The sequence below is a fragment of the Natroniella sp. ANB-PHB2 genome (genome assembly GCF_046097105.1).
Classification (GTDB): domain Bacteria; phylum Bacillota; class Halanaerobiia; order Halobacteroidales; family Halobacteroidaceae; genus Natroniella.
Genome location: NZ_CP175562.1, coordinates 577,601 through 592,241 on the forward strand (window position 1 = coordinate 577,601; position 14,641 = coordinate 592,241).

Annotated in this window: 10 protein-coding genes; all 10 read left to right on the forward strand. The window is 35.1% G+C overall.

Translation table 11 applies throughout. The features are described from left to right. Positions 1-282: 282 nt before the first annotated feature. The 10 genes from ACKF5P_RS02965 to ACKF5P_RS03010 all read left to right on the forward strand — a co-directional run bounded on the left by ACKF5P_RS02965 (position 283) and on the right by ACKF5P_RS03010 (position 14,638). The gene (locus ACKF5P_RS02965; protein WP_408956004.1) at positions 283-2,034 is read left to right on the forward strand and encodes a sigma 54-interacting transcriptional regulator; all 1,752 of its coding nucleotides are present in this window, start codon (positions 283-285) and stop codon (positions 2,032-2,034) included. Positions 2,035-2,408: 374 nt separating this feature from the next. Next, positions 2,409-2,828, forward strand: a complete 420-nt coding sequence (locus ACKF5P_RS02970; protein ID WP_408956005.1) for a MaoC family dehydratase — start codon at positions 2,409-2,411, stop codon at positions 2,826-2,828. Between the two features lie 48 nt (positions 2,829-2,876). Continuing rightward, positions 2,877-4,028: an acyl-CoA dehydrogenase gene (locus ACKF5P_RS02975; protein ID WP_408956006.1), complete on the forward strand. Its 1,152-nt coding sequence runs from the start codon at positions 2,877-2,879 to the stop codon at positions 4,026-4,028. Between the two features lie 28 nt (positions 4,029-4,056). Then, on the forward strand, positions 4,057-4,842 hold the full coding sequence (locus ACKF5P_RS02980) for an electron transfer flavoprotein subunit beta/FixA family protein (protein ID WP_408956007.1): 786 nt from the start codon (positions 4,057-4,059) through the stop codon (positions 4,840-4,842). 34 nt (positions 4,843-4,876) lie between these two features. Continuing rightward, a complete protein-coding gene (locus ACKF5P_RS02985; protein WP_408956620.1) occupies positions 4,877-6,130 on the forward strand; it encodes an FAD-binding protein in 1,254 nt (417 codons plus the stop codon). Positions 6,131-6,439: 309 nt separating this feature from the next. Continuing rightward, the gene (locus tag ACKF5P_RS02990; RefSeq protein WP_408956008.1) at positions 6,440-7,999 is read left to right on the forward strand and encodes an acyl CoA:acetate/3-ketoacid CoA transferase; all 1,560 of its coding nucleotides are present in this window, start codon (positions 6,440-6,442) and stop codon (positions 7,997-7,999) included. Between the two features lie 639 nt (positions 8,000-8,638). Next, positions 8,639-10,201, forward strand: a complete 1,563-nt coding sequence (locus ACKF5P_RS02995; RefSeq protein WP_408956009.1) for an acyl CoA:acetate/3-ketoacid CoA transferase — start codon at positions 8,639-8,641, stop codon at positions 10,199-10,201. 46 nt (positions 10,202-10,247) lie between these two features. Next, complete coding sequence (locus ACKF5P_RS03000; RefSeq protein WP_408956010.1) at positions 10,248-11,546, forward strand: GntP family permease; 1,299 nt, start codon at positions 10,248-10,250, stop codon at positions 11,544-11,546. A 198-nt stretch (positions 11,547-11,744) separates the two neighbouring features. Then, complete coding sequence (locus tag ACKF5P_RS03005; RefSeq protein WP_408956011.1) at positions 11,745-12,590, forward strand: methyl-accepting chemotaxis protein; 846 nt, start codon at positions 11,745-11,747, stop codon at positions 12,588-12,590. A 485-nt stretch (positions 12,591-13,075) separates the two neighbouring features. Continuing rightward, positions 13,076-14,638 carry an acyl CoA:acetate/3-ketoacid CoA transferase gene (locus tag ACKF5P_RS03010; protein WP_408956012.1) on the forward strand — a complete coding sequence of 521 codons (1,563 nt, stop codon included), beginning with the start codon at positions 13,076-13,078 and terminating at the stop codon, positions 14,636-14,638. Positions 14,639-14,641 lie beyond the last annotated feature (3 nt).

Here is a 14,641-nt window from a genome sequence, read left to right on the forward strand (position 1 = left end):
GCTGATAGCTGACGGCTGTGTCACGAAGTGACACATTATATCAATTATGTTAAATTTAGAATTAGGTATATCTATCAGATTATAATAAAATATTGCTTTTAGAGAATTAGACCTAAGTAATAATAGTTAGAAATTAATTTGTATTTATGTTACAATTACTTAATGTGATCTACTTTCTAGCATTAACAACTCTAAAGTAATTACTTATATCCATAGGGTTTATAATTTAGTTTTAAATTTCTAATTAGTAAGTTTAAAAATATTAGAATCGGAGGATAGATTATGAAATTAGAAAAAATTAGTCATGGAATGAATGAAGAACTCTCTAATTGGTTTGAAGCTATAGTTGATTCTGCATATAATGGGATTATTGCGATTGATAGTAGTCAGGAGATAATATTTTTTAATTCTGCTAGCGAAAGAATATTGGGGATTAAGAAAAAAGAGGCTTTAGGTCAAGATGTTATGAAGGTTATTCCGGAGACTGGCTTAGTAAATGTTTTACAGACAGGAGTTAAGGAGGCAGGTCAGCAGTTAAGGGTGGGTGATAGGAAGGTTTACTCTAATCGGACTCCTATTGTTTATGAGGGGGAGATTGTAGGAGCAATTGCTATTTTTCAGGATATTACTGAGATAACTGAAACAAGGCGAAAATTAGAAAAGACGGAAAATGATCTTGAGGTTTTAGAGACAATTTTAGATAGTGCTTATGAAGGAATTATTATTGTTGATCAAAATGGGTATATAACTAAATTCAATAAAGCATATCAAGATTTTTTGGGGCTGAAGGAAGAGGAAGTTTTGGGAGAACATGTTACAGATATTATTGAAAATACTAGAATGCACATAGCAGTTAAGACGGGAGAAGCTGAACAGGGCCATGTGCAAAGAATTCAGGGGCATGATATGATAGCGAGTAGGATTCCTATCAAAAAGGATGGCAAAGTAATTGGAGCAGTAGGGAAGGTTTTATTTCAAGATATCAAAGAGTTGGAATCATTGGCCCAAAGGACAGGGAGTTTAAAGGATAGATTTAATTATTATAAAAAAGAAATTAAAAGGATGCAAGAGGCTAAGTATTCTTTTGATAATATAATTAGTCAAAATAAGCAGATGAAATATTTAAAGAAGATAGCTATGAAAGCAGCTGAGAGTAGTTCAACAGTTTTAGTTCAAGGTGAAAGTGGTACAGGAAAAGAGCTTTTTGCTCATGCGATTCATAAGGCTAGTTATCGTAAGTATGGTGCATTTATAAGGGTGAACTGTGCTGCTATTCCAGAGTCATTATTAGAAGCGGAACTATTTGGTTATGAAAAAGGTGCTTTTACTGGGGCTAAAAAAGAAGGAAAACCTGGAAAGTTTGAGCTTGCTAATGGAGGAACTATCTTTTTAGATGAAATAGGAACTATGCCAACAGAGATGCAGGCTAAATTATTACGGGTATTACAGGAGTGGGAGATTGAACGAATAGGTGGAACAACAAGAATTGATTTAGATGTTAGGGTTATAGCAGCTACTAACGAGAAATTAGAAGAAGAAGTAAAAAGAGGTAACTTTAGGCAGGATTTGTATTATCGCTTGAATGTAATTAGATTACAGATACCTCCTTTGCGAGATAGATTAGATGATATACCTATTTTGGCTAATGCTATTTTAAAAGAGTTAGTTAAAGAGTTACAACTTGGTCCTAAAGAATTGGCTCCACAAACGATTAATAGTTTGAGCAACTATGATTGGCCCGGCAATGTTAGAGAATTACATAACTTTATTGAACGGGCAATTAATATTTCTTCTGGGAGGAGAATTTTACCTGAACATTTACCAGATGTAATTCAGCCTAGCAATAAATCAACCAAAGAAAGTGATAATTGGAATTTGAAACAGGTGGTTGCTGTAGCTGAAACACGAGCAATTAAGCAAGCTCTAAAACAGACTGATGGTAATCGAACAGCAGCAGCTGAGCTATTAGGTATTCATCGAACTTCTTTATATCAGAAAATAGATCGTTATCAAATAGATATATCTAGATTCTAAATATGTCTATTTTTTAATACATAGCATTATAGTGTTGATTTAAACATACACTAACTTATAAATCCTTTCTTCGTCAGGGGTTCAGAAGGTATGTGTGTGGTTTTATGAAGGGTGGAAAAGGAACTAGTGTATATTGACCCATACAAAATAAATAAAAAGGGGGGCTAGCTGGGGGATAAGTTTAAAAAATAACAATCCAGAATCCTATTATAGCAGGGGTTTAGAAAAAAACGAAGGATTTATCTGTTTTTGGAACAGGAATTGCATAATTAAATAGGTGAAAGTTATACCTTTCACATTAATCTTTTGGAGGTGTTCTTATAAGGTAGTAGATAATACATTAATTGAAGTTATTAGATAAAGGGGGAGTAAAGATGATAGGAAAGAGTATTGGTGAAATATCAATTGGAGAAAAAGCTTCTTTTACTAAAACAATTACTGAATCAGATGTCTATAACTTTGCTGGAGTTACAGGAGATTTAAATCCAGCTCATGTTAATGAGGAGTATGCCAAAAAGACAGTCTTTAAGAAGAGAATAGCTCATGGAATGTTGGTTTCAGGGTTGATTTCTACAGTTTTAGCAATAAAATTACCTGGGCCAGGGACTATTTATTTAAATCAAAATTTAAGTTTTAAAGCACCTGTTTATTTTGGTGATACGATTACTGCTGAGGTTGAAGTGATCGAAAAGGATGAAGATAAGAATCGCTTAAAATTAAAAACAATCTGTAAGAATCAAGAAGGTAAAGTTGTAGTTGACGGTGAAGCTTTAGTTCTTCCTCCTAAAGCATAAACCTTTGTCAACTAATAATAAAGATAAATTATTCAAGGGGGTATAGTAATGAAATTTAATTTGTCAGATGAACAGAAGATGATTAGAAAAGTTTTGCGTGATTTTGCTAAAAAAGAGATAGACCCAATTGCAGCTGAAATTGATGAAACTTGTGAATTTCCGCTAGAGAATGTAAAAAAGATGGCTGAGGCTGATATTTTAGGGTTACCATTTCCTAAAGAATATGGAGGAGCAGGAGCAGATACATTAAGTTATGCAATGGCAGTAGAAGAGTTTTCTTATGCTTGTTCTACACATGGTGTAATTTTATCGGCTCACGTATCGTTAGGCGCTCATCCAATTTATCAGTATGGAACTGAAGAGCAGAAGGAAAAATATTTAGTTCCATTAGCTAAAGGTGAGAAGTTAGGGGCTTTCGGTTTAACAGAGCCAAATGCAGGAACAGATGCTTCTGCACAACAGACAACTGCAGAGCTTGTTGAAGAAGATGGAGAAGAGTATTATATATTGAATGGAACAAAGATCTTTATCACAAATGCAGGTGAAGCAGACACTTTTATTATCTTTGCAATGACTGATAAGAGTAAGGGAACTAGAGGAATTAGTGCCTTTATTGTAGAGATGGAGAGAGAAGGATTTACATTAGGTAAGAAGGAAGATAAGTTAGGAATCAATGCTTCAGATACAAGAGAATTAATCTTTAAAGATTGTAAAATTCCTAAGGAAAACTTGTTAGGAAAAGAAGGTGAAGGATTTAAGATTGCAATGAAGACTCTTGATGGTGGACGTATTGGAATTGCAGCACAAGCATTAGGAATTGCTCAAAGAGCGCTTGATGAAGCAGTGAAGTATGCAAAAGAGAGAGAGCAGTTCGGTCGTCCAATTGGTAAGTTCCAAGCTATTCAGTGGAAGATTGCTGAAATGGCAACTAAAGTGGAAGCTGCTAGGTTATTGGTGTATAAAGCAGCAAAAACTAAAGATGAAAATAAGGATTACTCTAAAGAAGCAGCAATGGCAAAATATTTTGCTTCAGATGCAGCGATGGAAGTAGCAAGAGAAGCTATTCAAGTATTAGGTGGTTATGGATATATGAGTGAATATCCAGTAGAAAGATTATTAAGAGATGCTAAGATTACTGAAATTTATGAAGGAACAACAGAAGTACAGAAGATGGTTATTGCCGGTTCATTATTATCATAAATAATATTAAAATTAAGGAGGTAAAAAAATGAATATTATTGCATGTATAAAGCAAGTACCTGATACAAATGAAGTTAAGATAGATCCTGAAAAAGGAACGTTGATTAGAGAGGGAGTGCCAAGTATTATAAACCCTGAAGATAAACATGCTTTAGAGGAAGCGGTTCGTCTTAAGGAAAAAGAAGGAGGAACGGTAACGGTAGTTACAATGGGACCTCCTCAGGCGAAAGTTGCTTTAAATGAAGCTTTAGCTATGGGGGCAGATGAAGCAGTGTTAGTTAGTGATAGAGCATTTGCAGGTTCTGATACATTAGCAACTTCTTATGTTTTATCTAAAGCAATTGAAAAGTTAGGGGAATATGATGTTATTTTCTGTGGGCGTCAAGCTATTGATGGAGATACAGCACAGGTAGGACCTCAGATTGCAGACAAGCTTAGTATTCCACAGGTGAGCTATGTAACAAAGTTTGATTTAGATGGAAAAGAAGTTGAAGCTAAAAGAAAGTTAGAAGATGGCTATAGTATAGTAGAGACTGAATTACCAGTGTTATTAACTGTATTAGATGGATTAAATGAGCCAAGGTATGCGAAAATGGGTGGAATAGTAGATGCATATCGTAATCAAGAAGTTAAAGTATTAACAGCAGATGATCTGGATGTAGATGAATCTAAATTAGGACTAGATGGTTCTCCAACAAAGGTATATGATACGTTTGTACCAACTTATGAAGCTAAAGGAGAAATCTTAGAGGGAACGTCAGAAGAGAAAGTTGCATCTTTAATAGGAAAACTAAAAGGGGAAAAATTGGTTTAAATAAAAGTTGATTTGATTATTGAGGGAGGTAAAGATAATGTTAAAAATTATAGCTGAAGAATGTATAGGCTGTGGTGTATGTGTAGAAAAGTGTCCTTTTGATGCATTAGTTATGGAAGATGACATTGCAGTTGTTGATCAAGATAAATGTACTTTATGTGGAATTTGTGTAGATGCTTGTCCAGTAGATGTAATTGAAATTGAAGGTGGTTCAGATAATAAGCCAGCAATGGACCTTTCAGAATATAGTGGGGTTTGGGTGCTAGCAGAACAGAGAGCAAATGAGTTGTTAGATGTATCTTTAGAGTTAGTTAGTGAAGGTAGAAAGCTAGCTGATGATTTAGATGTATCTTTATCGGCTGTATTATTAGGGTCTGATGTAAAAGATGAAGCAAAAGAGCTAATAGCTTATGGAGCAGACCATGTTTATATAGTAGAAGATGAAGAATTAAAAGATTATAGAACAAATGCTTATACTCACGTAATTGAAGAGTTGATTGAAGAGTATAAACCAGAGATTGTATTGTTAGGAGCGACACACAATGGACGTGATTTAGGGCCTCGTATATCTTCAAGAGTAAATACTGGTTTAACTGCAGATTGTACTCAGTTGGCTATTGATGATGAAAAAGGTATTTTATTACAGACTCGTCCAGCTTTTGGTGGTAACTTAATGGCTACTATTATTTGTCCAGATCATAGACCTCAAATGTCTACAGTAAGACCGGGAGTAATGGTAAAAGAGGAGCCAGATTATGATAGAGCTGGTGAAGTAACTGTATTAGAAGCAGATTTAGGCGATGAAATTGATACAGAAGTTAAGAATAAAATTGTTAATATAGGATCACACTTGCATGATGCTGATATTTTAACTAAGATTAAAGAGATAGTAAAAGAAGCAAAAGCTAGTGTTGATTTAGAAAGTGCAGAGATTATTGTAGCAGGTGGTAGAGGTGTAGGAGAACCAGAAGGGTTTGAAGTAGTAGAAGGTTTAGCAGAAGAGTTAGGAGCAGAAGTAGGAGCTTCTCGTGCAGTAGTAGATGAGGGCTGGATTGGTAAGGAACACCAGGTAGGACAAACTGGTAAGACAGTTGGCCCGAAAGTATATATTGCTTGTGGAATTTCAGGAGCTATTCAGCATAGAGCAGGTATGCAAGGATCTGACTATGTAATTGCAATCAATACAGATGCTGAAGCGCCAATTTTTGATGTTTGTGATTATGGAATTGTTGGGGATTTACATGAAATTCTTCCATTATTAGCTGATGCTATTAAAGAATTAAATTAAATATTTGAAATTAAACAGGGTAGAAAATTAAATTTTCTACCCTGTTTTGATTAAAAATTCTATTTAAGTAATGAAATAGGAAGGTTATGTAAAGTATAGAATGGTATATTAAATAACTGTTTAAATATCTCAAATAAGGTTATTAAATATAATTTGTTTTTAATGAGATGAAAGTTTTATGCTGAAGTTGTAATATATTTGGTGTGGATGAGTTTATTAGCAAAATAATAAAATTATAAAACTATAAGTTGTTGATTTATCAGATCAAGAAGGTGATGTTCTAATAATTAAAGAAGGGAGCTAGATAATATGTCTAGTAAGAGTAAAGTTGTTGAAGTAGATAAAGCACTGGATTTTATTGAGGATAATATGACTATAGTTACAGGAGGATTTATAGAATTTGGCCATGCTGAAGAAGTTACATCTGCCTTAGGTGAAAGATTTGTTGAAACTAAGTCGCCTAAAAATTTAACTTTGGCGTATGCAGCAGGGCAAGGTGATGGAAAAGATAGAGGTTTAAACCACTTGGCTCATGAAGGGTTGCTTAAGCGTGTAATTGGAGGGCATTGGGGACTAGCTCCTAAATTAGGTAAATTAGCTAATGAAAACAAGGTTGAAGGATATAACTTTCCACAAGGAGTTATTACTCATTTGTTTAGAGATATTGCAGCTGGAAAGCCAGGTGCTATTACTCATGTTGGTCTGAAGACGTTAGCAGATCCGCGAGTGCAAGGTGGAAAGCTGAATGATGTTACAACAGAAGATTTAGTAGAATTAATGGAGATTGATGGAGAAGAGTGGTTGAGGTATAAACCTTTTTCAGTAGATGTAGCAATTTTAAGAGGGACAAGTGCTGATGAAAAGGGTAATATCAGTGTGGAAAAAGAAGCAGTTACTTTGGCAGCTTTATCGATTGCTCAAGCTGCTAAGAATTCTGGTGGTAAGGTTATTGTTCAGGTAGAACGTGTTGTTAAAAATGGAAGTCTAGACCCTAAGTTGGTTCAAATTCCGGGGATATTGGTTGATGCTGTCGTTGTTAGAAAAGATCCTAAAAATCATATACAATCTGCACTTGAAGATTATAATCCATCCTATACTGGTGAAGTTCAAGTTCCACTTGGATCACTAAAGTCTTTAGCGTTGAATGAAAGGAAGGTTATAGCTAGAAGAGCAGCAATGGAGTTGGTTCCTAATGCTATAGTGAATTTAGGTATTGGGGTGCCGGAGGGAGTTGCATCTGTTGCTTCTGAAGAAGGTGTCAGTGATGAAATGAATTTAACAGTAGAGTCTGGGCCAATTGGTGGAATTCCTGCTGGGGGATTGAGTTTTGGAGCTGCTACTAATCCAGAAGCTATAGTTGATCAGCCATATCAGTTTGATTTTTATGATGGTGGTGGCCTTGATGTTGCATTTTTAGGACTTGCTCAAGCTGATCAGACTGGAAATGTAAATGTCAGTAAGTTTGGCCCTAAGATAGCTGGTGTAGGCGGTTTTGTCAATATTACTCAAAATGCAGAAAAGGTAGTTTATTGTGGTACGTTTACAGCTGGTGGATTAGAAGTTGAAATAAAAGATAACAAGCTAAACATAATCTCTGAAGGGAAAATCAAGAAATTCTTAGAAGAGGTTGAACAGATCTCTTTCAGTGGTGAGTATGCTACCGAAGCTGATCAAGAAGTAATTTATATTACCGAGAGAGCTGTCTTTGAGTTGGCAGAAGAGAAAGTTGTTCTTAAGGAAATAGCACCAGGGATTAATCTTGAAGAAGATGTAATTGCTCAAATGGAATTCAAGCCGGAAATAGCAGATAATTTAAAAGAGATGGATTTAGCTATCTTCAAGGATGAACTAATGGGGCTAACGGTATAGAGTAGTAAGGGGTTTTGGTTTAAATGTAGTAAAATTTTGAAATTTAAAACCGAAGATGAACTTCATCTTCTTTAAGTATGTGAAGGTTTTAGTATTATAAATGTTATCTCTATATAATAGATTTATATATTTTTTCATAATGTTAGTAAGACGTCTAACGTTCAAAAATAAAAGCTAAAGAAGATCTGTAACAAACACTGTATAGTTTATTATACAACGATAGACACTGTATAATAAACTATACATTAAGTTATATCCTTGCCTAACCCACTCTTGTCAACCAGTTCATTCAATTTTGATTTTTCTGAAAATTTAAAATTGAATGAACTGTATGTTATAACATACAACTAAGTCTAATAATGATTAATTTGTTTTCAGAAGATTATGATTTGTCTTGAAACCAAAAGATTTTTTAGGGCTGAAGCGTTGATTTAGCAGGGTTTTGATACTTTGAATTAAACTTTGGCATTTAACTTGCATTATATAATTGATGAAGGTAAACTTAATTAAGTTTGTTATAAAATGTTAAGGGAGGAGATTATAAGTTAACAAGTTATTAATCTACTCAAATGCCATTAAGTTGTATAGGTTTAAAGTCTAATATTTTACAATCTTTAAGAAGGGGGTTGTTATAATAGTATGGCTAAAACAAGTAAGGTTGTTGGGGTAAGTGAAGCACTAAATTATATTAAAGATGATATGACTGTCGTTACAGGAGGGTTTGTAGGATTTGGTCACGCAGAAGAAGTTACTTCTGCTTTGGGTGAAAGATTTGTTGAAACTCAAGCGCCTAAAAATTTAACCTTAGTTTATGCAGCGGGCCAAGGAGATGGAAAAGATAGAGGATTAAATCACTTGAGCCATGAGGGCTTGATTAAGAGAGTGATTGGTGGACACTGGGGGTTAGCTCCTGGGTTAGGGAAATTAGCTAATGAAAACAAGATAGAAGGATACAATTTCCCACAAGGGGTTATCACTCATTTATTTAGAGATATTGCAGCTGGAAAGCCAGGTACTATTACTCATGTTGGTCTGAAGACATTAGCAGATCCGAGAGTACAAGGTGGAAAGCTGAATGATGTTACAACAGAAGATTTGGTAGAATTAATGGAGATTGATGGAGAAGAGTGGTTGAGGTATAAACCTTTTTCAGTAGATGTAGCAATTTTAAGAGGGACAAGTGCTGATGAAAAGGGTAATGTTAGTATGGAAAAAGAAGCAGTTCCTTTGGCAGCTTTATCGATTGCTCAGGCTACTAAAAACTCTGGTGGTAAGGTTATTGTTCAGGTAGAACGGACTGTTAAAAATGGAAGTTTAGATCCTAAATTAGTTAAAGTGCCAGGAATATTAGTTGATGCTGTAGTTGTTACAGAAAATGATGAAAATCATATGCAGTCTTTCGCTGAAGATTATAACCCTGCATATACAGGTGAGGTAAAGGTGCCACTTGAATCACTTAAGCCTCTAGCGTTAAATGAAAGAAAGATAATCGCTAGAAGATCAGCAATGGAGTTGGTGCCTAATGCTATCGTGAATTTAGGTATTGGAGTGCCGGAGGGAATTGCATCTGTTGCTTCTGAAGAAGGTGTCAGTGAAGAAATGAATTTAACAGTAGAGTCTGGGCCAATTGGTGGAATTCCTGCTGGAGGATTGAGCTTTGGAGCTGCTACCAATCCAGAAGCTATAGTTGATCAGCCATATCAGTTTGATTTTTATGATGGTGGTGGCCTTGATGTTGCGTTTTTAGGACTTGCTCAAGCTGATCAGACTGGAAATGTAAATGTCAGTAAGTTTGGCCCTAAGATAGCTGGTGTAGGTGGTTTTGTCAATATAACTCAAAATGCAGAAAAGGTAGTTTATTGTGGTGCTTTTACAGCTGGTGGATTAGAAGTGGAGGTAAAGGATAATAAGTTGAATATAATCTCTGAAGGGAAAATCAAGAAATTCTTAGAAGAGGTTGAACAGATCTCTTTCAGTGGTGAGTATGCTACTGAAGCTGATCAAGAGGTACTTTATATTACAGAACGAGCTGTCTTTGAGTTAGCAGATGAGAAGATGGTATTAACAGAGATTGCTCCTGGAGTTGATCTCGAAGAGGATATTTTAGGTCAAATGGATTTTAAGCCGGAAATAGCAGATGATTTAAAAGAGATGGATTCAGATATCTTTAAAGATGATCTAATGGGATTGACGATTAAGTAAATATTTACTGGGTCATATAACCAATAAAATTGAGGAGGGTTAACTAATGGATTTATCTTTAATTGGAATTATAATCGGATTAGCAGGGTTGATGTATGCTTGTATGAAGGGTCTAAGTATTATAGTTGCTGCACCTATATTCTCTTTAGTTGTTGCTGGAACTGGTGGACTGCCACTATTGGAAGCATTTTTAGAGACCTTTATGGGAGGAGCAGTAGGTTATGTTAAGGCTTTCTTCCCAATGTTCATGCTAGGAGCAATCTTCGGGAAGGTGATGGAAGATACAGGAGCTGCTTCAGCAGTAGGTAGTTGGGTAATCGATAAGATTGGTTCTGATAAAGCTATTTTAGCAGTTGTTGCAGCGTGTGGTGTCTTGACTTATGGTGGTATTAGCTTATTTGTTGTGGTATTTACGATGTATCCACTAGCAATGGGAATCTTTAAGGAAGCTGATCTACCAAGGAGATTAATTCCAGGTTGTATTGCCTTAGGTGCATTTACCTTTACAATGACAGCAATCCCTGGTACTCCTCAGATTCAGAATATTATTCCGACTGAGTTCTTTGGCACTGATGCAATGGCAGCTCCAATTATTGGTATAGTAGGTGCTGTAATCATGTCAGTTGGTGGAGTTATGTATCTAAATCGTGAAGCAAGAAAAGCTAAGGAAAATGGTGAATCTTTTGATGTAGGAGATGCTGAAGAGTATGAGGATGTTTCTGCTGATGAACTGCCAAGCTTTGGCTTGTCAATCATACCACTAGTCAGTGTTGTTCTCTTATTAAATCTATTTGGAATGAACATTAATGCAGCTTTATTTTGGGGAGTCGTTCTAGCTATTGTTCTATTGTGGAATAAGTTAGAGACTGTGGCTCAGCTTAAAGAGACACTTAATACAGGTGCTACTGGTTCATTGACTGCAATTATGAATACAGGACTTGCGGTAGGTTTTGGTTCAGTTGTACGTGCAGTACCTGGATTCGATACGTTAGTAGAAGGGTTGACTCAAGTAACATTTGGTAACCCGTATCTATATGGAGTAATTTCAACTAATACACTAGCTGGAGCAACAGGTTCAGCTTCTGGTGGAATGAGTATTGCGTTAGAGGCATTATCTGAATCGTTTTTAGCGATGGGTGGAAATCCTGAGATGCTTCATAGAACAATTGCTTTAGCATCTGGAGGATTAGATGTTTTACCTCATAATGGAGCAGTAATTACTTTGTTGATTGTTTGTGGATTAAGTCATGAAGATTCTTATAAAGATATCTTTGTAGTAGCATTAGCAATTCCAGTTCTTGCTGGATTAGTTGGTGTATTACTTGCTACTATGGGAATTGCGTAATATAACAATCAATTTTGAGTAATCTTTAATATTAGAAGCTTAACATTAATATCCGACTTTGATTTGAATTCAAATCAAAGTCGGATACTTTAATTTATTAGTAAAAATTTCATTTTATAATTGAAGTTTAGGGCTTTATATGTAATAATATAAAGTGTAGAGTTATAATCTTTTATCAAGGTTATAGGAGGGGGACTATTGGCAGATATTGCAAAAGAATTGAATGCACTATTGACTGTTGGCCCGTTATTAAATCGATTTTTTGTAAAGGATATCTCTATTTATATTTCTAACACAGAAAAAATGTTAGCTACCTATCCTAGTAGTGAGCTTGATTTTGGAGTTGAAGAGGGGGATAAAATCCAGCCAAATTGGACGATTACTAGAGCTATAACAAGTGGCAAACGTTTGGTAATAGAAGAGGATGCAACAAATTTTGGAATACCATATATTTCAATTGCTAATCCAATTCTTAATGAAAGTGGAGAAATAATAGGTGGTATTACATTTAACCAATCTGTTGACAAGAAGGAGGAATTGTTGAATATAGCTAATGAATTATTAAATTTTACAGGAGTAGTTAATCAACAAGTAGAGCAGATTGCGGTTGAAACTAAAGATGTAGTTGACAATAGTAATAATTTGACCGATATAGCTGATATTGCTAAAGAGCGAGTTGATAATACAGATGAAATTATTAATATTATTAAGGATATTGCCAAGCAGATCAAATTAATCGGGATGAATGCCAGTATAAAAGCTAACAAAGTTGGAATAGAAGGGAAAGGGTTTGCAGTTATTGCACAAGAGATACAGAAGTTAGCCACTAATACCTCAGAAGCTACTACTAATATTGAAGAAATATTAATGCAAATTGCTACAATTATAGGGAGTTTAGATCGGGTAGCTAAGCAAATAGATCAAATTAGTAGTCGGCAGGTTGGAGCTGTTAATAAGATTAATGAAGAGATTAAGGAATTAGATCGATTAGGCAGTCAAGTTGTAGAAATGGCTGAAGTATTGGCTGGGAATGAAAAATTATAAAATAAAAAGCACAGAAGTTAAACTGTATATAAAAACATACAATAACCACCTAGTGTGTAATAAAATATACATCAAGCATAAGTCTGTTTAGTCTTAATAGGGTTGATTTTTACTGTTTTATAGCTTATTAAGTTTTTTGAAATCAAAAACTGTATATTTTATTCTACAAAACTCATCGAAATAAAATTAATTATTGTTATGAAATTCAGATTTGTCTTGAAATTAAATCTTTTTAAATAATAAAACCTTGATTTGATGGGAATTAGATATTTTTTTTAGAGGATTCAGATCTTTGGCATCTAAATTGCATTAAACTTTTAGTGGTTATAGATTCAGTCATGGTTTATTACAATTAAAAGTAGCCGAGTAGCCAGAAGTAACATAAGATTATAATTAATAAACTAGTCTGATTATAAAATTCTTGAGTTAAAAATTTTTATAGTTAGAAAAAATACTTTTGAATTTAATAAGGAGGCTACAAAAAGATGGCTAAAAAGAGTAAAGTTACTGAAGTTGATGAAGCATTAAATTATATTAAAGATGATATGACTGTCGTTACAGGAGGATTTGTAGGATTTGGTCACGCAGAAGAAGTTACTTCTGCTTTGGGTGAAAGATTTGTTGAAACTCAAGCGCCTAAAAATTTAACCTTAGTTTATGCAGCGGGCCAAGGAGATGGAAAAGATAGAGGATTAAATCATTTGAGCCATGAGGGCTTGATTAAGAGAGTAATTGGTGGACACTGGGGGTTAGCTCCTGGGTTAGGGAAATTAGCTAATGAAAACAAGATAGAAGGATACAATTTCCCACAAGGGGTTATCACTCATTTATTTAGAGATATTGCAGCTGGAAAGCCAGGTACTATTACTCATGTTGGTTTGAAGACATTAGCAGACCCGAGAGTACAAGGTGGAAAGCTGAATGATGTTACAACAGAAGATTTGGTAGAATTAATGGAGATTGATGGAGAAGAGTGGTTGAGGTATAAACCTTTTTCAGTAGATGTAGCAATTTTAAGAGGGACAAGTGCTGATGAAAAGGGTAATATTAGTATGGAAAAAGAAGCAGTTCCTTTGGCAGCTTTATCGATTGCTCAGGCTACTAAAAACTCTGGTGGTAAGGTTATTGTGCAGGTGGAACGGACTGTTAAAAATGGAAGTTTAGATCCTAAATTAGTTAAAGTACCAGGAATATTAGTTGATGCTGTAGTTGTTACAGAAAATGATGAAAATCATATGCAGTCTTTCGCTGAAGATTATAACCCTGCATATACAGGTGAGGTAAAGGTACCACTTGAATCACTCAAACCTTTAGCGTTAAATGAAAGGAAGATAATCGCCAGAAGAGCAGCAATGGAGTTGGTGCCTAATGCTATCGTGAATTTAGGTATTGGAGTGCCGGAGGGAATTGCATCTGTTGCTTCTGAAGAAGGTGTCAGTGAGGAAATGAACCTAACAGTAGAGTCTGGGCCAATTGGTGGAATTCCTGCTGGAGGATTGAGTTTTGGAGCTGCTACCAATCCAGAAGCTATAGTTGATCAGCCATATCAGTTTGATTTTTATGATGGTGGTGGCCTTGATGTTGCATTTTTAGGACTTGCTCAAGCTGATCAGACTGGAAATGTAAATGTCAGTAAGTTTGGCCCTAAGATAGCTGGTGTAGGCGGTTTTGTCAATATTACTCAAAATGCAGAAAAGGTAGTTTATTGTGGTGCTTTTACAGCTGGTGGATTAGAAGTAGAGGTAAAGAATAGTAAGTTGAATATAATCTCTGAAGGGAAAATTAAGAAATTCTTAGAAGAGGTTGAACAGATCTCTTTCAGTGGTGAGTATGCTACTGAAGCTGACCAAGAGGTACTTTATATTACAGAACGAGCTGTCTTTGAGTTAGCAGATGAGAAGGTAGTATTAACAGAGATTGCTCCTGGAGTTGATCTCGAAGAGGATATTTTAGGCCAAATGGATTTTCAACCTGAGATAGCAGATGATTTAAAAGAGATGAATTCAGATATCTTTAAAGATGAACTAATGGGATTAACTATCAATTAAATT